The sequence below is a fragment of the Thiobacillus sp. genome (assembly GCF_024708915.1).
In genome coordinates, this window is record NZ_JANJXQ010000073.1 from 39,474 (window position 1) to 58,189 (window position 18,716).

The following is an 18,716-nucleotide window of genomic DNA, read 5'->3' on the forward strand; positions in this document are numbered from 1 at the left end:
GATGATCACACGCAGACGTTTCCTCCAGAGCGGCCTCGCGGTGAGCGGGCTGGCGTTCGGCGGGCCCGCGCTCGCAAGCTGGGCCGGCGCCGCCGGCCCACTGCCGGACGCATCGACGCCGCGCTTGGACGCGGCCCTCTACCAGCCCGACCTGCCGGCCAGCGCGGCCTTCGGCGCCGCGGCGCGCAGCCGCGGCGTCACCGCCCACGCCTTCGACGGCGACATCTCCGGACTCTGGACCGAAGGCGTGCTCGACGCCTGGTGGGCGCAGCCGACGGTGATCGCAGGCCTGACCACGTACCCGGCCTTGTTCCTGCTGGAACGGATCGGCTGGGACCACGGCATGCGCGTGATCTCGCGCGGCGAGCCCGTGAGCAGCGGCGGCGAACAGCTCCATCCCTGGGTGATCGCGCCGCGCATCTCCAACCTCGCAAGGAACCCGCGATGAAACTGCCCGCAGGCGTCAGCACGAAGGACTTCAATGCGGCGATGGCCGCGTTCCGCCGCATCGTCGGCGAGCAATGGGTGTTCACCAGCGACGAGGACGTGGCGCTCTACCGCGACGCGTACTCCGTGTCGTGGGACGAGGCCGACGAACTGGTGGCCTCCGCCGCCGTGGCGCCGGAAACGGTCGAGCAGGTGCAGGCGGTGGTGCGCGCCGCGAATCAGCACAAGATTCCTCTGTTCGCCATCTCCACCGGCAAGAACCTCGGCTACGGCGGCTCGGCGCCCAACCTCTCCGGCAGCGTCATCGTCGACCTCAAGCGCATGAACAAGGTGATCGAGGTCGACGACAAGCGCAACTTCTGCATCGTCGAGCCGGGCGTGTCCTACTTCGACCTGTACCGGTACATCCAGGAACGCGGGCTCAAGGTGATGATGGACATCCCCGACCCGGGCTGGGGCAGTCCGCTCGGCAACGCGCTGGATCATGGCGTCGGCTACACCTGGGGCGAGTTTCGCGACCACTTCGGCGCCCACTGCGGCATGGAGGTGGTGCTGCCGGACGGCGAAGTCATGCGCACCGGCATGGCCGCCGTGCCGGGCGCCAAAACCTGGGGCGAAAACAAGTACGGTTACGGTCCCTACGTCGACGGTCTGTTCGCGCAATCGAACTTCGGCATCGTCACCAAGATGGGCTTCTGGATGATGCCCGAGCCCGAGCACTTCCTCTCGTGCCAGGTCTCGGTGCCGCGCTACCGCGACATCGTGCCGCTGGTCGACATCGTCAACTACCTGGAGGACCAGGGCCTGATCGGGAACCCGCGCTATTCATCGCCGCTGGACCTGATGACGCTGATGATGGAGCCCGAGCGGGTGCAGGCCGACCAGGAACTGCTGGACATGCATGCCAGGCCGGGCGGCGCCAGCGCGGAAGAGTTCGAGAAGTACGCGCGCAGCCGCGGCATGGAGTACTGGCGCGTGCTGCTCAATTTCTACGGGCCGAAGGAAACGGTCTACGCCAACTGGAAGTACGCGCAGAAGAAGCTGGCCGGCATCGACGGCGTGAAGTTCGAGGAGGTCGAGTCCTACGCGCTGCCGCTCGACGAGGCGACCAAGAAGAAGGTGCACCACCAGGTCGCGCTCGGCATCCCGAACATGTCGATCTTCTCGATCGGCGCACGCTCCAGGGTCGTGCCGGACCCCCAGGATGGCCACGTCTGGCTCGGGTCGATCATCTCGCGCAGCGGCGAGGAACTGATCAAGGCGCACCAGGTGTTCGGCAAGGCGGTGCAGGAACTGGGCATCACCCCGGCGATCGTCGGCCCGTTCACCGCCCCGGCGTACTGGGTGCACCGCACCTTCATCTTCATGGTGCCGTTCTTCGTCTCGCGCAGCGACAAGGCGCGCAACGCCAAGGTCCGCGAGCAGTACGTGAAGCTGGTGGAACTGGCGGCACAGCACGGCTGGACCGAGTACCGCACCGGGCCGGCGTTCCAGGACGTCGTCGCCAAGACCTATTCGTTCAACGACAACGCGCTGCTGAAATTCCGGACCAGGCTCAAGGACGCGATCGACCCCAACGGGATCATCGCGCCCGGACGCGGCGGGATCTGGCCGAAGCGGTTCCGGGGGAAGGCATGATGAAATCGGCACTGCTGATCGCCGCCGCGGCGGCGCTGACCTTCGGCTCGTCGCCGAGCCTGGCACAGGAAGCCGCGAAGCCGCACGACCCGGCGCAAATCGAGCGCGGCCGCGCGATCTACCAGCAATGGTGCGTGTCCTGTCACGGCGCCGGCCCCGGACATCCCGGCACCCAGGCACTGGAATTCCGCTACCAGGGCGCCGTTCCGGCCGCACTGGCCGAACGCCCCGGACTGACGCCGGAGCTGGTCGCGGTGTTTGTGCGCCACGGCATCTCGATCATGCCCTTCTTCCGCAAGACCGAGATCAACGACGCGGAACTCGCCGATCTCGGTGCCTATCTGGCACGCGACACGGCCGGCACGGAATAGGGTCTGTTTCGTTCTATTTGGAACTGACTCACCGGTCGCCAAATATAGGCGACCGATGTCGGCCCAATCGGCTTGCAGACGCTCAGGGCCGGAGGTCTGCCGCGTCCGTTCGTGCGCCGCCCTGATCTCGACTTCCAGCCGCGCATTGGCCTGCGCTCGGGTGACGGCGGGCGTATCCGCCAAGCGCGGTAACCGCTCTCCGAAACATCCAGCACCCGGCACATGGCCGCCCGCACCCAGTTGTCCAGGCTGCTTTCGGGATCGAGCGCCGCTTCGCCGCCCTCCCTGCCGGCATGCCTGTCGCCTCCACCCGCTTGACGGCCGCCGCCCGAAATTCGGGCGTGTAGTTCCCCTTCGTCTCCGTTCCATTCTCGCCCTCCGGATCGTCAATTACACGATCCGCCGGACGCCATCCTTTTCGGCTTGCCTCACACATCGGGGCCGGGCTGCGGGCGTCAAGCCTCTGGAATTTGTATCACAGTGTGATATAAATAAAACCGGCAGGCCAGGGGCTGGAATTCAGGGGTTGCGGATCAGGGGAGACAGAACGGTAGCGCCGCGTTTCATGAATGCATGAGGCGCGGCGCAACCGCACGGAGGAACACGTATTCATGGACAGTGCCATTCTTAGCCTCCTGAGCGCCTTCCTGATATCGATCATCGCCCTGTTTGCCTTCATCTGGTCGCTGCGCAAGGGCCTGCTGGTCGAGAATCCCAAGGCTGCTTCCGCCATCTTCGTCTCCGGCGAAATCGGCCATGCCGACGATCCGGCGCTGGGCCAGGTCGGGCACAGGCGCTTTCAGGCCGTGGCGGCCGAGCCAGGCGACTCCGTCCACCCGCCGGACGCCCAGGAGATCGAGGACCGCATCGTCGCCGACCGCTCCAGCGCGTTTCCGGTTTTCATGTTCGTCGCCTTTGCCTGCATGTGGCTGTTGTTCGGCGGCATCGCCGGCCTCACGGCCTCGCTCAAGCTGCACTGGCCCGACTGGCTGGTGAGCGAGGCCTGGATGACCTTCGGGCGCATCCGCACCGTGCACCTGACGGCCGTGCTCTACGGCTGGATCACCAACGCCGAGCTGGGCATCATCATCTGGCTCATGCCGCGCCTGATGCGCCGGCCGCTGATCGGCCCGATGTGGATCATGATCGGCGGCGCGCTGGTCAACGTGGCCGTTGCCAGCGCCGTCGGCGCCATCGGCATCGGCTGGACCGATGGTCTGGAGTATCTGGAGATGCCCTGGCAGATCGGCATCTTCTTTGCCGCCGGCATGGTCTGCATCATCGGCCCGGTGCTCTACACGCTGGTCAACCGCAAGACCGAGTCGCTGTACGTGACGAGCTGGTATCACATTGCGGCCCTGCTGTGGATCACCACGCTGTTCATCGTCGGCAAGCTGCCGGGGGTGCACTTCGGCGTGCAGCAGGCGACGATGAACTGGTGGTATGGCCACAACGTGCTGGGGCTGTGGTTCACGCCGGTGGCCGTTGGCGCCATCTATTACTTCCTGCCCAAGATCATTGCGCGGCCCATCAGGTCGTACAACCTGTCCATTCTGGGCTTCTGGACGCTGGCTTTTTTCTACGCCCAGGTCGGCGGACACCATCTGGTGGGCGGGCCGGTGCCGGGCTGGCTGGTCACGCTGTCCATCGTGCAGAGCATGATGATGATCGTGCCGGTGCTGGCCTTCTCGATCAACATGGCGCTGACGATGCGCGGACGCATGCGCCTTGCGCTGTATTCGCCCACGCTGCGCTTCATGATGTTCGGCGGCCTGATGTACATGCTGTCGTCGCTGCAGGGCTCGTTCGAGGCCCTGCGCTCGGTACAGCAGGTGGCGCACTTCACCCATTTCACCGTGGCGCACGCCCATCTGGGCGCCTACGGCTTCGTCACCATGGTGCTGTTTGGCGCCATCTATTTCATGATGCCGCGCATCCTGCATTGGGAATGGCCCTTCCCCAGGCTGATCTCCTGGCACTTCTGGCTCGCGGCCGTCGGCATCCTGATCTATTTCGGTGGCCTCACCTACGGCGGCTGGCTGCAGGGGCTGGCCATGCTGGATGCGTCCCGGCCCTTCATGGACTCGGTCGCCGTGACCATTCCGTGGCTGCAATGGCGCAGTGTGGGCGGCACCCTGATGGTGGCCAGCCACCTGATTTTCGTCGGCCACTTCCTGGCCATGGCGCTGCGCTTCGGCCCCGATCGGGCCGGTGCCGCGCTGTTCGCGCCGCAGCCCCAGGCCGGGGGGGTGGCTCATGGAGAATGAATCCAAACTGGCCGCCGGCGCCATGGTCACTTTCGCCATCGCCGTCTCGGCGCTGGTGATCCTGCCCTACATCCAGGTGCGCGACGTCAAGCCGCCCGAGGGGCTCAAACCCTATACCAGCGCCGAGCTGCGCGGGCGTGCGGTCTATATCGCCAACGGCTGCATGTACTGCCACAGCCAGCAGCCGCGCTCCGAGAGCTTTGCGCCGGACGCCAAGCGCGGCTGGGGCCGCGCTTCGGTACCGGGCGACTACTACTACGACAGGCCGCACCTGCTGGGCAGCATGCGTACCGGGCCGGATCTGCTCAATATCGGCGTGCGCCAGCCCAGCAAGGACTGGCACCTGGGCCACCTGTACCAGCCGCGCGCCTATGTGCCCGGCTCGATCATGCCGCCCTATCCCTATCTGTTCGATGTCAAGGACAGGCTCGATCCGGGCGAGGAGGCCATCAATCTGCCGCCGGGCATCGCGCCGGCGGGCAAGGTGGTGGTGGCCAAGCCCGAGATGCAGGACCTGGTGAAGTATCTGCTGTCGCTGAAGCGCGAATATCCCATCCTGCCGCCCGAGCCCCATGCGGCCCCCGGCGCCCAGCCATCCTCTGCGCCGCCGGCCGACAAGCCGGGTCCGCTGCAATGAAAAGGACCGTCGCGATGAGCCAAGACCCGGACACACGCGCGCAACGGCGCGAAAACATCGATCCAGAAGAAGCCATCCGGCCCATGCCGCTGGTCATCCTGCTGGTGGTGGTCTTCATGGTGCTGTGGGCAGTGGGTTACATTCTGTACACCGAACCCTTGGATCTATCCCGCTATGGAGACCAGCGCACCGTGGCCGAACTCTCCGGCCCCGCACCCGCCGCGCCGGGTGCGGCCGTCGACGGCAAGGCCTTGTTCGCCGCGCAATGCGTCGCCTGTCACCAGGCCACGGGCATGGGCCTGCCGGGCGTGTTCCCGCCGCTCGATGGCTCGGAATGGGTGCAGGGTGACACACGCGTGCTGGCCAACATCCTGCTGCACGGCATCACGGGCGATCTCATCGTCAAGGGCAGCAAGTACGCGGGCGCCATGCCCAGCTTTCAGCATTTGAGCGACGCCGAGCTCGCGGCCATCGCCAGCTACATCCGCGGCAACTGGTCCAACAAGGCCGGGGCCGTGCAGCCCGATCTGTTTGCCGAGGCGCGCCAGGAAGGCAGCCGCACCACGCCGTTCGAGGGCGAGGCCGCGCTCAAGACCCTGCAGAAGTGATGCGGCCATGCTGCGTACCGTCCTGCTCTGCGTCCTGTTCCTGCTTGGCGGCTGGGCGGCCGCCCGCTGGCTGACCTGCGATTTTCAGGTCTGGACGGACGAGGGCGCGCGCCGCCTGGAGGTGGCCTTGCGCCCCGTCCCGGTGCCGCCGGTGGCGGTGCAAGGCCCCGCCGTGACGGCGCCGGACCTGCCCGCGTTGCTGACTACCGATGGCGGCGCCACGATAGTGGATTTCATCTACACCCATTGCGAGACCCTGTGCCTGTCCCTGGGCAGCAGCTTCCAGCAGCTGCAAGCCGCCCTGCAGGCCGACCGGACGGCAGGCCACACGCCCGGGGTCAGGCTGCTGTCCATCAGTTTCGACGGTGCGCGCGACGACCCCGCCGCCCTGCAGGCCTATGCGCGCGGCCTGCGCGCCGACCCGGCGCTGTGGCGCTTCGTGCGCGTGCCGGACGGCGCGCAGCAGCGGGCGCTGCTGCGCCGCCTGGGCGTGGTCGTGGTGCCCGACGGCCGGGGCAACTACGAACACAACGCCGCCCTGCTGGTGTTCGACGCGCGCGGCCGCATGGTGCGCATCTTCGATATGGCCGAACAGCAGATGGCGCTGGACTATGCGCGCCACCTGGCGCGGAGGCCGCAATGAGGCGGCTGGCCTGGTTCACACCTGCGCGCCAGGGGCTGGCGGGGCTGCTGCTGCTCGCGCTGCTGGCCGGCCTCCCATTGCGCCATCTGCTGGAGGCCAGCATGTGGCGCCACATGCTGCTGCAATATCCGTTGTGGCTGCTGGCCGGTGCGCTGATGGCGGGCACCCTGGGGCCCGGCGCGCAGCGTCGCCTCGCACGCTGGAACGCCCATGGCATCGCCGGCCTGGCGGGCGTGGGCGTGGTGCTGTCGGTGCTGATGGTGCCGCGCGTGCTCGACCTGGCGCTGAACGACGTGCTGGTCGAAACGCTCAAGTGCGCCGCCCTGCTGCTGGCCGGGGCCGCGTTGCGCCTGTCATGGAACGCGGCCGGGCTGGTGCTGCAGGGCTTTTTCCTCGGCAATGTGCTGCCCATGATGGTGGTGGTGGGACAACTGTACATCGACGCCCCGCTGCGCCTGTGCAACGCCTACCTGCTCGACGACCAGGCGCGCCTGGGGCACTGGCTCATCGCCTTGGCGGCCGTGCTGGCCATGGCCTGGCTCGCGCATGTGGCCTGGTGGCTGGTGCGGCGCGAGGGCGCGGGCGCGAAGCTGACGGCGAGCGATCACTGAGAATCTTCCGGCAGCCTGCGCGTTCCGGCAGCGGCCAGAGACAAGGGGCGTCAGGTCTATCTGAAACCACAAGGCAGGCCGGTCATGGCACGGGTAAAATCCGCTTGCCCGATCACGACGAGGACGGCGCCACGCCTCGATACCATGTCCACGAATCCGACTGACACCGCCGAGCTTTGTTCGGGCTGCGTGTACTACCCGCCCAATCTTCCGCCGCAGGCCTACAGCGCGGAAGACTGGGCGATGTTGCAACGCCTCAGTTGCGCGTTCGAGCACACGCCCGGCAGCGCCGACTGTCTTCTCGTTCGCAAGACGAGCTGTTCGCTGCTGGACCTCATGAACATGAACAAATAGTCACCGCACGCCGAGCGAACGCCTGCCCGCTCACAGCAGCCACTCGATCGGCAGCAGCGACAGCAGCCAGACGCCGGCGCGCTGATGGAGCCGCGTCTGCGGCTCGACGTCGTGCTGCTCGGGCCGCCCGTCGCGCTCGCCGCGCCAGCGCAGCGCACCGTCGGGCGACAGCGACACTGTCCAGGCCGTCTGCGCCAGATGTTCGCTGATCCCGGCGGCGATGCGGCACGCCAGCGCGGGGCTGTCGATGATGACGCCGAGTTCGGTGTTCAGGCGTGCCGAGCGCGGATCGAAGTTAAACGAACCGATGAAGACGCTGCGGCGATCGACCGAGAAAGTTTTCGCGTGCAGACTGGCCGCCGAGCTCTTGCCCGCGCTGCCGCCCGAGCCCGAACCGAGCCCCACCCGCTTGCGTATGCGCGGCGCTTGCGGCGCAAGCCGCCATTCGAGCAGCTCGATGCCGGCGCGCAGCAGCGGCCGGCGCCGCTTGGCGTAGCCGGCGTGCACCGCGGCGACGTCGGTGGCCGCCAGCGAATTGGTCAGGATGCGGATCGCGACGCCGCGCCGTGCGAGCTGCGCCAACGCCTCGACGCCGCGCGCGGTCGGCACGAAGTAGGCCGACACCAGATCGAAGCTCGATACCGAGTCGCCAACGATCGCATCGAGCCTGAACGACATCTGCTGCCGGCGCCCGGCGCGTCCGCGCGCCTTGGCCGGATCGTCGCTCAGCACGTGCACCGGCGCCCATTCGAGCGCGAGCTGCCCCTGCAGCAGTTGCCGCAGCGACGCAAGCTCGTGCACCGCGCGCACATACGCGGCCACCGCCGGGCTGCGCTCGAGCTCGGCCGCCTGCGCCGCCAGCTCGGCGCGGCGCGCATCGGTCAGACGCGGAATCAGACGGTGCACCGGACACGCCGACACGCTGTTCCAGTAGCGCTCGAAGTCGACCGCGACATCGCGCGCCACCGGGCCGACCGCGAGCACGTCGAGATCGGCGAACACGATTTCGTCGGTCGCGTCGAAGTACTTGTCGGCGACGTTGCGCCCGCCGACGATGGTGGCCACCGCGTCGGCGGTGAACGATTTGTTGTGCATGCGCCGGTTGACGCGCGTGAAATCGATCAGGTAATTGATCCAGCGCGGCCGGCGAATGCGCAGCGGATTGAACAGCCGCACCTCCAGGTTCGGATGCGTGTCGAGCTCGGCCAGCTTCTCGTCGAGCCCGACCGTGTTGTGGTCGTCGAGCAGCAGGCGCACCCGCACGCCGCGGTCGGCCGCGGCGCGCAAGGCGTTGAACAGCAGCGTGCCGGTCTTGTCGTCGTCCCAGATGTAGTACTGCACGTCGAGCGTGCGCTCGGCGGCGCGCGCCAGCAGCATGCGCGCAGCGAATGCGTCGAGCCCGTCGGGCAGTGGATGGATGCCGGAGCATCCCGGATGCGCGGCGGCCAGCGGCGCGATGGCGGCTTCGAGTGCACTGTCGTTCATGGCGCGGCAGACCTTAACCCAGCTTGGGCGGCGCACGCAACCGGCCCGATCCGATGCGTGACGTGCTGCGGTCGTCTCCGAGCCGCCGTATTTCCGGATCAATCACCGCATAGGTATAGTCGGTTTCTCGGCTGCGTCTTTGAATTTTGCAGGACAACTTCTCCATGAAACGTAACCGGCACCTGGCGCCGCCCCCCGGCGTTCCGCACGACCGTCATCTGGCACGCGAATGGATGACGATGGGCCTGTACGTCTCGATCAGCCTGCTTGCGGCAATCGGCACCCTCGTGCAGACCGGCCATGGCGCCGAAAGCCCGATTCGGGCGTTGTGGGGGATACTTCTGGGCCTGGTCGTGGCGCACTGGTTCGCTTTCAGCCTGGCCGCCATCGCAACCGATACCGGGGAAGGCCGGCGTGAAGCCCTGCTCCATAGCGCCGCCGGCGTGGCCGGGGCGGCCAGCGTCGGGGTGGCGCTCACCCTGACGTCCTGGCTGGTGCCCGCGACATGGGAGACGGCGGCCATCACCGTGGTATTGATCGCTTACATCGCCCTCGCTGCGGTGACGGTGGCCCGGAGCCGCCAGGCCGACTGGTTTCGCACGGGTGTCATCGTTGCCGCCGTGCTGGCCCTGTCGCTGGGTATCGTACTGCTGAAGAATTTCCTGGGCGACCATTGAACCGGCCCGGACTGAACCGCGGCAGAACATCCATTTTTCGTCATCGTGATTCGCCATGAAGGAAAAACCGGAACCCACATCGCCCATCCGGACACTCACCGGGAAAGCGATGCACCCATGACGGACGCCACCGGCGTCCCACGCCGCGAAGCCGCGGCAGCACGCGGTACGCCTGCCGAGGTTTTTGGCGCCTTCCTCAAGCTGGGGCTCACGTCCTTCGGCGGGCCGATCGCGCATCTGGGCTATTTCCGCACGGAGTTCGTCGAGCGCCGCCGCTGGCTGGACGACCGCAGCTACGCCGACCTGGTCGCCCTGTGCCAGTTCCTGCCGGGGCCGGCCACCAGCCAGGTGGGCATGGCGCTGGGACTGGGTCGCGCCATTCTGGGAGGGCTTGCGCCATCGCGCGGGCATCCAGACCGCGATGGCCGGCATTCTGCTGTCCGCCCTGTACGACCCGGTGTGGACGAGCGCCATCCACGGCAAGGCGGATTTCGGGCTGGCCTTGCTCCTGTTCGGGCTGCTGACGGTCTGGCGCATGCCGCCGGCGCTCGTGGTGCTGCTGGCCGGACTGGCGGGCTGGATCATGGCGGTGAGCAACTGATGCGAAGCAGCCTCCCCGACGCGGAATTTCACATGCTCGACCACAGGTAAGGAAGAACCGCCATGAACGATGCAAGCCTGCACGAAGCCATCATCTCGGGTTTTCTGAAGCAACAGCGCCCGCCGACGGTGCGCGAGATCGCCGAGCGCTTCCGCTGCGATGCAGCGCAGGCCCGCCAGGCGCTGCGCGCTCTCGCCGACAACCACGGCGTCGTGCTGCACCCCCATTCCGACGAGGTCTGGATTGCCCACCCGTTCTCCGCGGCCCCGACGACCTGCGTCGTCAAATCCGGAACACGCAGATGGTGGGGAAACTGTGTCTGGTGTTCTTTAGGTCTCGCGCATCTGGCCGGCGGATCGGCCACCATCGAAACGCGGCTGGGTGCGATCGACGACCACGCCGTCATCCGGATCGAGAACGGCAGGCTGCTCGACACCGACTACGTCGTGCATTTCCCGGTCCCGATGAAGCAGGCCTGGGACAACGTCGTCTATACGTGCTCGGTGCAACTGCTGTTCCGCGACGAGGCTCAGGTGGACGCATGGTGCGCGTCCCGAGGCATCCCGAAGGGCGATGTGCGCCCCATCGAGCAGATATGGAACTTCGCCCGCCAATGGTATGCACGCCACGCCGATGCAGATTGGACCAAGTGGACGCTGCGGGAAGCGATCGAGCTGTTCGCCCGCCACCATCTGGATGGCCCCGTCTGGACGCTTGCGGATGATACGGGACGGGCCCGATTCTGAGAGGCCATGCAGGGTGCGGGCACGTCCGGCTCAACCGTCGACCGGATTCGGCGGCCCGTCCAGAAGCAGTTGGTAGAACGACAGATCCAGCCACCGCCCGAACTTGAAACCCACCTGCGGGAGCGTCCCCACGTGCCGGAACCCCAGGCGTTCGTGCAGCGCAATGCTGCCCGAGTTGGCCGCGTCGATGCCGCCCACCATGGCGTGCACGCCGCGCTGCCGGGCCGCTGCGATCAAGGCCAGCATGACTTCATGGCCCAGGCCGCGGCCGCGATGGTCCTTGTGCACGTACACGGCGTGTTCGACCGTGTACTTGTAGGCCGGCCATGCCCGAAACGTCCCCAGGCTGCCGAACGCCAGCAGCGCGCCGTCCTCGTCCTCGACGCCGATGACCGGGAAGTTGCCCTGCTCCCTGGCCGCGAACCACGGCCCCATGCTCTCCGGAGCCCGCGGCACGTAGTCGTACAGGGCGGTCGAATTCAGGATCGCTTCATTGAGGATATCCAGAATGGCCGATGCGTGCCTGTCCAGCGAACACTGTACGATGCGGCCTTTCGTCATGCGGGTCTCCAGAAGATGGGGGGCTGTACGCGAAGGCGCCAGCAGAAAAATTCGGCTGCGCAGGAGCGGATGGCGGGAACGGCACAGCCTGCCATCAACACCCGTTCGCCAATTATCATGCGGCTTTTCTCCAGTTGCCAGACGCCCTGTCTGTCTGAGCGTTTTGAATGGAAGCAGCATCAATCCACATCGATTTGAGGGTTTGTAGTCATGGCCACGAACACATGCCAGGGCGATAGCTGCTCCGGCAGTCGCGGTTCGCAGGCCGTACCCGGGCCGGTTTCCGCCGGTGGCGCCTCGCGGCTGAGCCGATTCTCCGTCCCCAGGATGGATTGCCCCTCCGAGGAAAACCTCATTCGCATGGCTCTGGCGGATGCGTCGGGGGTGGGCGCCTTGGCGTTCGACCTGAAGGCCCGCGAGCTGACCGTGGCCCACGAAGGAGAACCCGACGCGGTGTTGGCCCGCCTCAGTTCCGCTGAACCTGGGTGCGCGCGTGCTGGAAAACACCGAGCGCGCCGGATCGGTGCTCAGCCCCGACCCCGAGGGCGACGCCGCCGAGGCCCGGACGCTGAAGCTGCTGCTCGGCATCAACGGGGCGATGTTCGTCTTCGAGATGGTCGTGGGCGTCATGGCCCAGTCCACCGGCCTCATCGCTGACTCGCTCGACATGTTCGCGGACGCCGCGGTTTACGGGCTTGCGCTGTACGCCGTAGGCCGCGCTGCGGCGCTGAAGCTGAAGGCCGCGCACATTGCCGGCTGGCTTCAGGCAGCGCTCGCGCTGGGGGCATTGGCGGAAGTGATCCGGCGCGCCGTGTTCGGCAGCGAGCCCCAGTTCATGCTCATGATGGGCATGGGATTGCCGCCGGCGCACTGGTCGCCTGGACGGGCTCGCCCTCCCGGATCTGGTGATCGGCACACTCATCGGTCTCGTCGTGCTCAACGGCGCACGGCGAATCCTGAAGCTTGGCTAAGGCCGGCTGGGCGCGGCCCGGTGAAGTGCCGGGCTGACGTCGGCGCAAAACAAAAAACCCCGCCGAGGCAGGGTCTGGAGCCGACATGAAGTCGGCTTTTTTGCGCGGTGCTGGACGGCGCGTCAGGCGGCCTGAGCTTCTTCCAGCAACTTCTGGATCTCGCCCTTCTGGTACATGTCGATCATGATGTCGCAGCCGCCGATCAGTTCGCCTTTGACGTAAAGCTGCGGGAAGGTCGGCCAGTTGGCGTAGTACTTCAGGTTTTCGAAGATTTCCGGATCAGCCAGCACGTTCACCGCCAGAAAATCCTTCAGGCCGCAGGCCTGCAGCACTTGCGCCGCGCGCGACGAAAAACCGCATTGCGGAAACTGGGGCGTGCCTTTCATGTACAGCACGACGGTATTGTTGGTGACTTGGTCACGAATGCGATCGAGGGGGGTCATGGCAGGCTCCTGAATAATACTTGACTGGAATGCTCGGGAATTATACGCGCGGCGAAGTCGGCGTCAAGCCGGTTTGGGGGTGCGCGGGTAGGGGCTGACGAATGCCTTGTGGAGCAGGTGCGGAATCAGCAGTTGCGGAGGCATGCGCAGCCAGTGGGCGCGGATGAAGGCGGCCAGGCGCGCGGCCGGCGTGAAAGCATCGGCACAACTGGCGTGGGCGGGCGCCAGCGCGCGCCTGAAAATGCTGTCCATCAGGGCGAGCGTGGCGCGATTGGGTGCGGCGGCATCCAGCGTGGCGATCATGCTGCCGGGGATGGGCGTGTCGAGAAAATAGCGCAGATAACGCAGCGCGTAGAACAATGGGCGGCTCAACTGCAGTTCGCTGGCGCGTGCGGCCAGGCGCGGCCAGAATTCGCGATCCACGGCGGCGTCGCGCAGCAGCAGGTCGAGGTCGGTCAGGTCGCGCAGGCCGTGCGGCAGTTCGCCGTCGTGGAACAGATGGGTGGCGGAATGCAGGATGCGGTCTTCCGCCGCCAGCACATAGACGCCGGGCAGGCTTTCCACCGCGACGGCGCGGCTGCGCAGCTTGGCGGAGTCGGGATGGTAGCGCGCGGTGTCGGGCAGGATCGCGTGGTGCACGTCGATCACGGTGGCGCGCTGGATATGCTGCATCGGGGGGATCTCGTGCATCCAGCGGCGGTAATAGCGCTTGTCGTATTCCGACAGTCCACTGGCGTGCCAGCTGGCCAGCATGAGCGAGGACTCGGCCCGCGGCAGATACTCGCGCGGCACCAGGATGTCGATGTCGTTGAACAGCCGCCCTTCGGCGGCGGGCAGGTCGGCGGCGACGTAGGCTGCGCCCTTGAGCACGATCAGCGGGACGTCGAGGTCGGCCAGCGCGGTGCGGATCTGCTGCAACTCCCAGCGCACGGCTGTTCGCTGCTTGTCGGCCAGCGTTCTGGCTGCATCGAAATGCCAGCGCGCCACGCCCGGTATCGCGGCGGTCAGACCGTGCCGATGAAAACGGTGCGCCAGGCGCGCCAGCAGACCCGCCGCCCGGGCCTGCCGCACCAGGGTGTCCCATTCGCTGCTGGAAAAACGGCTGATGGAATCGGGCGAGCGCAGGGTGCAGGCGAGCAGATCGCGGGAGGTGGATTTCATGCGGTTCAGGAAATACGGCGCTCGGCCAGGCGGTCGAATGCGGCGACGGCCTCGCGCAATTGTCCGTAGCGGAAATCGTAGCATGCCGTCTGGTCGATCAAGGCGGTGCCGACACGAAAGCCGTCGGCGCCCAAATGACTGTAATTGAATGCGTTTTGTGCCAGGAACATGAAGGTCTGGGCTTGCGGGCGTGGGCTGAGGGTGGCGGGCGCACCGGCCTGCCACTTGGGGAAAATCACCCAGCCGGGACGCGCCGCTTCGTGCTGGCGCAACACGCTGTCGCGCGGCGGCCGCATGTGCGCCACCGTGCCTTTGACGGTGTCGTGCGAGGCACGGTTGATGTAGGCTTCCGGGTCGAACTGGCGGATGACTTCGATCGACTGGTTTTTCAGGCTGACCGGACGCGGCAGCGGCTGAATCAGGCCGGTTTTGCGGTTGATCAGGGTGAGTTCGTCGGACAGCAGGCGCCAGCCCGACAGCACCAGGCCGGCGGTCAGCGTGCTTTTTCCGGAGCCGGGCGGGGCGGGCAGAATCGCCGCCAGGCCATTTTTTTCGACGACGGCGGCGTGGATGATGAGGAAGTGATGCGCCTGCGTCGACACGCACCAGTTGAGGCCCCATTCCAGCATCGGAAAAGCCTGGTCGCGCGGCAGCGGCTTGAAAGGGCGCATGCCGTCGAACGAAAAAGCGACCTGGGGGCGCAGCCAGCGGCGCAGACTGGCGGGCGGATTGACCGACACGTGAAAATCGGCAAAGGCCTCGTGCGCGCTGCGCACCTCGAACTGGCCGTAGAGTTCGGCCAGGCCTTCCGCCACGTGCGGGATGCGCGACTGCACCTTGAGCGAAAATGGCCCGGTGCGCAGCCAGACGCCGGTTCCGGCCAGCTGCCTGCGCAACTCGGCGGGGGGCAGTTGCAGCAGTTTCATGCGGGTTTCAGCAGCCCAATTGCGCGCAGGCTGGCGAGGGTGTCTTCAATCGATTCATGGAATTGCGGTGTGTTCGCCACGCCGAGGCGTGCCGCCAATGCTGTGGCGAGGCCGACCGAGGTATAACCGGGATGATCATGGCAGAGCTGATACAACGCCAGCGTCAGGGGTTTCAGATAATGGGTGTCGCCCGACGCCGTATCGTAGACGACCGCTTCGTCTCCCCAGCTTTTCAGCAGACGCGACGCGAGAGGCGTAGCGGGCGCCATCGCATCAGTTCAGCGGACAGCCGCGCTCGTTCAGCATGGCGAGCGAATCCTTGAGTTCGGCGGCTCGATGCAGGTTGTTGCGGAAGAGTTCGGTCAATTCGCCCGGGGTGTAGCCGAAGTTGACGTCCGGATGCGCGGAATTGAGCAGGGCGGCGACCGCATGGAAGCCGAGGTTGACGGAAACGGGGTCGCAGCCCATGTTGCCGATGGCGGGCCCGTTGGGTTTGGCGTTGCAATTCGGCTGCACCTTGTCCGGCGTGCAGTTGCCGTTGCCCTGCATGCCCAGCACCTGGAGCAGGGTGTAGGGCTGGTTGGTTCTCAGGTTGATGTATTGCGTGACCCCGAAAACCGTATTGAACGAATCGTTCGGGCTGTAGCCGGTCGCGGCCCAGGAATCCAGGTGCTGGCATTTGCTCCAGTAACCCGGGGTGCAACCGGCGCAGGCCGCGCCCTTGGGCGCGGACAGGTTGCCGGACACCATGCCCGAGATGCTGCACTGGCTGGCCCATACCGGGCGGCTGGCCAGCGTGAACACCGCCGACACGCCCAGCGCAGCGCCGGTAAGTCGGCGGCGGGACTGATCGATTGCGTCGTTCTGGGGCGCCTCGGGCGACGTGTCGTGGGTTTCGGGTGTGCGGTCAGACATGGCAAGCCTCGATCATTGTTTGGATTCGTCCCGCTAATTACAGCAAGAATCGCACCAATATTACATCGGCCAGCCTGAAACGCCCACCGCATGCAGGCCGCCACCATGCCGCATGCTGCCGGACGGCGCGGGCGTGTAAATTATTCCGACAGATGGCCGCCGCTGACGCGGCGAATCCCGGACAGGTCCGTCCAGCTCCGGGGGCGCTGGAAGCCGCTGGCCCGCAGCAAGGCCTGGACGGCGTCCGCCTGATCGTAGCCATGTTCCAGCAGCAGCGTGCCGCCGGGCTTGAGATGGGCGCCGGCGCTTGCGGCCAGCCGGCGCAGGTCGTCCAGGCCGTCGCGGCCGGCGGCCAGCGCGGCGAGCGGCTCGAAGCGGATGTCGCCGCGCTCCAGATGCGGATCGCCGGCGGCGATATAGGGCGGATTGCCGACGATGAGGTCGAAGTGCCGCCCGCCGAGTACCCTGGGGGGCATGAATGCGGCGAACCAGTCGCTGCTCAGAAACTCGACATGGGCGTCGAGGCGGGCGGCATTGCGCTGTGCGACGGCCAGCGCGGCCGGGGAGCGATCGAGCGCAGTCACCTGCGCAAGCGGGCGTTCCAGCGCCAGGGTAATGGCAACGCAGCCGCTGCCGGTGCCAAGGTCGAGCACCTCCACGGCCTGGCCGGGCGGCATGTGCGCCAGCGCCAGTTCGACCAGCAACTCGGTATCGGGACGCGGGATCAGGACTGCGGGCGAAACCTCAAATGGACGGCCGTAGAATTCGCGGGCGCCGACCAGATAGGCGATGGGTTCGCCTGCCAGCCTGCGGCTCAGCAGGGCGTCGGCCGCTGCGGTTTGCGCGTCGGTCGGCGTGTCGGTGCCGTGCGCGATCAGCCAGGCCGGGGTAACCTTCCAGGCAAACGCCGCCAGCACGCGCGCCTCCAGCCGGGCTTCGCGTTTTTCCAGCCCAAGTGTCGCGGCAATGCGGACAGCGGCGGTATCGAGCTGACCGGCGACCGTGGCCGCCGCATGCCTCACGCCTTACCCCTCACCCGAAAGCGTCGCCAGCAGTTCGGCCTGATGCTCGGCCGCCAGCGCATCGAGCAGTTCGGCGAGATCGCCGTCCATCATCGCGTCGATCTTGTACAGCGTGAGATTGATGCGGTGGTCGGTGATGCGCCCCTGCGGGAAGTTGTAGGTGCGGATGCGGTCGGAACGGTCGCCGCTGCCGATCAGGCTCTTGCGGGTGCTGGCCTCGGCCGACTGCTGCTGCTGCAGCTGGCGGTCCTTCAGGCGCGCCGCCAGCACGCTCATCGCCTGCGCGCGGTTGCGGTGCTGCGAGCGGTCGTCCTGGCATTCGACCACCAGGCCGGTGGGCAGATGGGTGATGCGCACCGCGGAATCGGTCTTGTTGATGTGCTGGCCGCCCGCGCCGGACGCACGAAACGTGTCGATGCGCAGATCGGCCGGGTTGATGTCGACCTCGCCGACTTCGTCGGCTTCCGGCATCACCGCCACGGTGCAGGCCGAAGTGTGGATGCGGCCCTGCGATTCGGTTTCCGGCACGCGCTGCACGCGGTGGCCGCCCGATTCGAACTTCAGCCGCGAGTAGGCGCCGTGGCCGACGATGCGCACGATGGCTTCCTTGTAGCCGCCGACTTCGCCGGGGTTCTCCGACACCACTTCGACGCGCCATCCGCAGCGCTCGGCGTGGCGCGTGTACATGCGCAGCAGATTGCCGGCGAACAGCGCCGATTCGTCGCCGCCGGTGCCGGCGCGGATTTCCAGGAAGATGTTGCGTTCGTCGTTGGGGTCTTTCGGCAGCAGCGCGGTTTGCAGCTGGGTTTCCAGCTGCGCGATGCGGGCTGCGCCGTCGGCGAGTTCGGCCTCGGCGAGCTCGCGCAGGTCCGGATCGGCGAGCATCTCGCCGGCGGTTTTCTGGTCGGCCTCGACTTGCCGGTACTGGCGATACAACGCCACCACCGGCGTGAGGTCGGCGTGCTCGCGGGTGAGCTTGCGGTAGCTTTCCATGTCGCCGGCGATTTCCGGCTGCGACAGCAGGGCGTCGAGTTCCTCCAGTCGCTCGTCGGCGCGAGCGAGCTTGTCCGCCAGGGAGGGCTTCATTCGTGATGCAGCCCGTAGAGTTGGCTGATGAGGTGGACGAACTGGTCGCGCTCGCTGCGGGTGGCGTGGTTGAGCGCGTGGGTGGGGGCGTGCAGCAGCTTGTTGGCGAGTGCGTGGCTCATCGCGTCGAGCACTGCCCGTGGGTCGTCGCCGCGCGCCAGCGCCTTGTCGGCCTTTTCGATTTCGTGGCGGCGGTGGCGTTCGGCGGCATCCCGCAGTGAGCGGATCAGCGGCACCAGTTCGCGCCCCTCCATCCAGTGCACGAAGCTTTCCACGCTGGTTTCGATGATCGCCTCGGCTTGCGCTACTTGCGCCACGCGGTTGTCCAGGCCTTCGCGCACCACCTGGCCGAGGTCGTCCACGCTGTAGAGGAAGACGTCGGCCAGGTCGGCGACTTCGGCCTCAACGTCGCGCGGCACCGCCAGGTCGACGATGAAAATCGGGCGATGGCGGCGCTGCTTGATCGCGCGTTCGAGCATGCCCTTGCCGAGGATGGGCAGCGGACTCGCGGTCGAGGTGACGATGATGTCGTAGCCGGGCAGTTCG

The 18,716-nt window shown here is 66.8% G+C and carries 22 protein-coding genes and 4 pseudogenes; 15 read left to right on the top strand and 11 right to left on the bottom strand.

Going from position 1 to position 18,716, the window contains the following annotated elements; all coding sequences use genetic code 11:
* The first annotated feature begins 1 nt into the window (after position 1).
* From Q0L94_RS05745 to Q0L94_RS05755, 3 genes are read left to right on the top strand one after another with little or no spacing between them, the layout of a single operon-like run.
* Complete coding sequence (locus Q0L94_RS05745) at positions 2-448, top strand: hypothetical protein (protein ID WP_296751092.1); 447 nt, start codon at positions 2-4, stop codon at positions 446-448.
* On the top strand, positions 445-2,085 hold the full coding sequence (locus tag Q0L94_RS05750; protein ID WP_296751096.1) for an FAD-binding oxidoreductase: 1,641 nt from the start codon (positions 445-447) through the stop codon (positions 2,083-2,085). The genes Q0L94_RS05745 and Q0L94_RS05750 overlap by 4 nt, the downstream gene beginning before the upstream one ends.
* Positions 2,085-2,456 (top strand): cytochrome c, encoded by a 372-nt coding sequence (locus Q0L94_RS05755; protein ID WP_296751099.1) that lies wholly within the window; start codon positions 2,085-2,087, stop codon positions 2,454-2,456. Before Q0L94_RS05750 ends, Q0L94_RS05755 begins: the two co-directional genes overlap by 1 nt.
* Positions 2,457-2,507: 51 nt before the next feature.
* On the opposite strand, the pseudogene Q0L94_RS05760 reads toward Q0L94_RS05755, so the two are convergent.
* Positions 2,508-2,847: pseudogene (locus tag Q0L94_RS05760) on the bottom strand (hypothetical protein); the annotation flags it as partial.
* A gap of 220 nt (positions 2,848-3,067) precedes the next feature.
* Between Q0L94_RS05760 and Q0L94_RS05765 the strand changes: the two are divergent.
* The 6 genes from Q0L94_RS05765 to Q0L94_RS05790 all read left to right on the top strand — a co-directional run bounded on the left by Q0L94_RS05765 (position 3,068) and on the right by Q0L94_RS05790 (position 7,576).
* Positions 3,068-4,723 (top strand): cbb3-type cytochrome c oxidase subunit I, encoded by a 1,656-nt coding sequence (locus tag Q0L94_RS05765; protein ID WP_296751102.1) that lies wholly within the window; start codon positions 3,068-3,070, stop codon positions 4,721-4,723.
* On the top strand, positions 4,713-5,360 hold the full coding sequence (locus tag Q0L94_RS05770) for a cbb3-type cytochrome c oxidase subunit II (RefSeq protein ID WP_296751105.1): 648 nt from the start codon (positions 4,713-4,715) through the stop codon (positions 5,358-5,360). The genes Q0L94_RS05765 and Q0L94_RS05770 overlap by 11 nt, the downstream gene beginning before the upstream one ends.
* Before the next feature lie 14 nt (positions 5,361-5,374).
* A complete protein-coding gene (locus tag Q0L94_RS05775; RefSeq protein WP_296751108.1) occupies positions 5,375-5,968 on the top strand; it encodes a cytochrome c in 594 nt (197 codons plus the stop codon).
* Between the two features lie 7 nt (positions 5,969-5,975).
* Positions 5,976-6,611, top strand: coding sequence for an SCO family protein (locus Q0L94_RS05780; RefSeq protein WP_296751111.1), 636 nt, complete (start codon positions 5,976-5,978; stop codon positions 6,609-6,611).
* Positions 6,608-7,222 (top strand): hypothetical protein, encoded by a 615-nt coding sequence (locus Q0L94_RS05785; protein WP_296751114.1) that lies wholly within the window; start codon positions 6,608-6,610, stop codon positions 7,220-7,222. Before Q0L94_RS05780 ends, Q0L94_RS05785 begins: the two co-directional genes overlap by 4 nt.
* A gap of 144 nt (positions 7,223-7,366) precedes the next feature.
* Complete coding sequence (locus Q0L94_RS05790) at positions 7,367-7,576, top strand: hypothetical protein (protein ID WP_296751117.1); 210 nt, start codon at positions 7,367-7,369, stop codon at positions 7,574-7,576.
* A 30-nt stretch (positions 7,577-7,606) separates the two neighbouring features.
* On the opposite strand, the gene Q0L94_RS05795 is transcribed toward Q0L94_RS05790, so the two are convergent.
* Positions 7,607-9,061 carry a phospholipase D family protein gene (locus tag Q0L94_RS05795; protein ID WP_296751119.1) on the bottom strand — a complete coding sequence of 485 codons (1,455 nt, stop codon included), beginning with the start codon at positions 9,059-9,061 and terminating at the stop codon, positions 7,607-7,609.
* Positions 9,062-9,225: 164 nt separating this feature from the next.
* Between Q0L94_RS05795 and Q0L94_RS05800 the strand changes: the two genes are divergently transcribed.
* From Q0L94_RS05800 to Q0L94_RS05815, 4 genes and pseudogenes are all read left to right on the top strand, one after another.
* Positions 9,226-9,738, top strand: a complete 513-nt coding sequence (locus tag Q0L94_RS05800; RefSeq protein ID WP_296751122.1) for a hypothetical protein — start codon at positions 9,226-9,228, stop codon at positions 9,736-9,738.
* A 201-nt stretch (positions 9,739-9,939) separates the two neighbouring features.
* A pseudogene (locus tag Q0L94_RS05805) lies at positions 9,940-10,116 on the top strand (chromate transporter); the annotation flags it as partial.
* 13 nt (positions 10,117-10,129) lie between these two features.
* Positions 10,130-10,339: a hypothetical protein gene (locus Q0L94_RS05810; RefSeq protein ID WP_296751153.1), complete on the top strand. Its 210-nt coding sequence runs from the start codon at positions 10,130-10,132 to the stop codon at positions 10,337-10,339.
* A 62-nt stretch (positions 10,340-10,401) separates the two neighbouring features.
* Positions 10,402-11,085, top strand: coding sequence for an alkylmercury lyase family protein (locus Q0L94_RS05815; protein ID WP_296751124.1), 684 nt, complete (start codon positions 10,402-10,404; stop codon positions 11,083-11,085).
* A 30-nt stretch (positions 11,086-11,115) separates the two neighbouring features.
* Here the strand turns inward: Q0L94_RS05815 and Q0L94_RS05820 are convergent, their stop codons facing one another.
* Entirely contained in the window at positions 11,116-11,646 is a 531-nt protein-coding gene (locus tag Q0L94_RS05820) for a GNAT family N-acetyltransferase (protein WP_296751127.1), read from the bottom strand.
* 360 nt (positions 11,647-12,006) lie between these two features.
* On the opposite strand from Q0L94_RS05820, the pseudogene Q0L94_RS05825 reads away from it, so the two are divergent.
* Together Q0L94_RS05825 and Q0L94_RS05830 are read left to right on the top strand one after the other, a co-directional pair.
* Positions 12,007-12,060: pseudogene (locus Q0L94_RS05825) on the top strand (hypothetical protein); the annotation flags it as partial.
* A 79-nt stretch (positions 12,061-12,139) separates the two neighbouring features.
* Positions 12,140-12,706, top strand: a complete 567-nt coding sequence (locus Q0L94_RS05830; RefSeq protein WP_296751129.1) for a hypothetical protein — start codon at positions 12,140-12,142, stop codon at positions 12,704-12,706.
* Positions 12,707-12,739: 33 nt separating this feature from the next.
* Here Q0L94_RS05830 and grxD read toward each other — a convergent pair whose 3' ends face one another.
* The 8 genes and pseudogenes from grxD to Q0L94_RS05870 all read right to left on the bottom strand — a co-directional run.
* Positions 12,740-13,060, bottom strand: coding sequence for a Grx4 family monothiol glutaredoxin (grxD, locus tag Q0L94_RS05835; RefSeq protein ID WP_296751131.1), 321 nt, complete (start codon positions 13,058-13,060; stop codon positions 12,740-12,742).
* Between the two features lie 63 nt (positions 13,061-13,123).
* Positions 13,124-14,221: a nucleotidyltransferase family protein gene (locus tag Q0L94_RS05840; RefSeq protein WP_296751134.1), complete on the bottom strand. Its 1,098-nt coding sequence runs from the start codon at positions 14,219-14,221 to the stop codon at positions 13,124-13,126.
* A gap of 5 nt (positions 14,222-14,226) precedes the next feature.
* Positions 14,227-15,147 (bottom strand): HprK-related kinase A, encoded by a 921-nt coding sequence (locus Q0L94_RS05845; protein WP_296751137.1) that lies wholly within the window; start codon positions 15,145-15,147, stop codon positions 14,227-14,229.
* A complete protein-coding gene (locus tag Q0L94_RS05850; protein WP_296751140.1) occupies positions 15,144-15,416 on the bottom strand; it encodes an HPr-rel-A system PqqD family peptide chaperone in 273 nt (90 codons plus the stop codon). Before Q0L94_RS05850 ends, Q0L94_RS05845 begins: the two co-directional genes overlap by 4 nt.
* Before the next feature lie 4 nt (positions 15,417-15,420).
* Positions 15,421-16,062 carry a hypothetical protein gene (locus Q0L94_RS05855; protein ID WP_296751143.1) on the bottom strand — a complete coding sequence of 214 codons (642 nt, stop codon included), beginning with the start codon at positions 16,060-16,062 and terminating at the stop codon, positions 15,421-15,423.
* 140 nt (positions 16,063-16,202) lie between these two features.
* The gene (gene prmC / locus Q0L94_RS05860; protein ID WP_296751145.1) at positions 16,203-17,084 is read right to left on the bottom strand and encodes a peptide chain release factor N(5)-glutamine methyltransferase; all 882 of its coding nucleotides are present in this window, start codon (positions 17,082-17,084) and stop codon (positions 16,203-16,205) included.
* A gap of 3 nt (positions 17,085-17,087) precedes the next feature.
* Complete coding sequence (gene prfA / locus Q0L94_RS05865) at positions 17,088-18,170, bottom strand: peptide chain release factor 1 (protein ID WP_296751148.1); 1,083 nt, start codon at positions 18,168-18,170, stop codon at positions 17,088-17,090.
* Positions 18,167-18,716, bottom strand: a pseudogene (locus Q0L94_RS05870) (glutamyl-tRNA reductase); the annotation flags it as partial. The pseudogene Q0L94_RS05870 and the gene prfA, both read right to left, overlap by 4 nt.